The sequence below is a fragment of the Streptomyces sp. NPDC020801 genome (assembly GCF_044334385.1).
Lineage (GTDB): Bacteria > Actinomycetota > Actinomycetes > Streptomycetales > Streptomycetaceae > Streptomyces.
In genome coordinates, this window is sequence record NZ_JBIRST010000087.1 from 1 (window position 1) to 1,025 (window position 1,025).

Consider the following 1,025-nt stretch of genomic DNA (forward strand, 5'->3'; position numbering starts at 1 on the left):
GCACGCTCCGGCGAGCGGTACGTCGTGGCGGCGCAGGAGTTCGACGATGCCGCGCGGGGTGCAGGGCAGCGGGGCGCCGACGCCGAGGGTGAGCCGGCCGAGGTTGACGGGGTGCAGTCCGTCGGCGTCCTTGGCGGGGTCCATGCGTTCCAGGACGGCGCTGGCGTCCAGGTGGGACGGCAGGGGCAGTTGGACGATGTAGCCGGTGCAGGCCGGGTCGGCGTTGAGTTCGTCGATGACGTCCTCGACCTGCTGCTGGGTGGCGTCGGGGGGCAGGTCGCGGCGGATGGAGGCGATGCCGATCTGCGCGCAGTCGCGGTGCTTTCCGGCGACGTAGGCATGGCTGCCGGGGTCGTCGCCGACCAGGACGGTGCCAAGGCCCGGGGCACGGCTGTTGGTGGCGGTCAGCTTGGCGACGCGCTCGGCGAGTTCACGGCGGATCTCGGCGGCGGTGGCCTTGCCGTCAAGGAGTTGTGCGGTCACCGGCGGTGCACCTTCCGAAAGGTCAGCCACGGAGGCGGGACATGGTCGGGTCGAACAGGGGCTCCTCGGTGACGACCGCCTCGATGCGCTGGTCGAAGTAGCCGATGTGCACGGTGGTGCCGGGAGTGGTGAGTTCGGCCGGCAGCCAGGCGTAGGCGATGCCCTTGCCGATCGTGTGGCCGTGGGCGGCGCTGGTGACGTAGCCGACGGCGCGGTCGCCGTCGTAGACCGGCTCCTTGCCCATGACCACGGCGCGGGGGTCGTCGATGGTCAGGCAGCTCAGCTTGCGCCGCACGTCGGCCTTGCGGCGTTCGAGGGCGGCCTTGCCGATGAAGTCGTCCTTGTCGAGCTTGACGGCGAAGCCGACACCGGCTTCGTAGGGGTCGTGCTCGTAGGTCATGTCGGTGCCGAAGGAGCGGTAGCCCTTCTCCAGGCGGAGGCTGTTGAAGGCGCCTCGGCCCGCGATGATGCCGCCCAGCGGCTCGGCCGCGGCCCAGAGGGTGTCCCAGAGCTTCTGGCCCAGGTCGGCGGTGGTGTACAGC

The 1,025-nt window shown here is 70.9% G+C and carries 2 protein-coding genes; both read right to left on the minus strand.

What is annotated here, in order from left to right:
- The coding region (locus tag ACH4UM_RS41830; protein ID WP_398191953.1) for a tetrahydrofolate dehydrogenase/cyclohydrolase catalytic domain-containing protein at positions 1 to 483 on the minus strand (483 nt) is incomplete at its 3' end.
- A 22-nt stretch (positions 484 to 505) separates the two neighbouring features.
- A partial coding sequence (locus tag ACH4UM_RS41835; RefSeq protein WP_398191955.1) for a glycine cleavage T C-terminal barrel domain-containing protein occupies positions 506 to 1,025 on the minus strand: 520 nt, incomplete at its 5' end.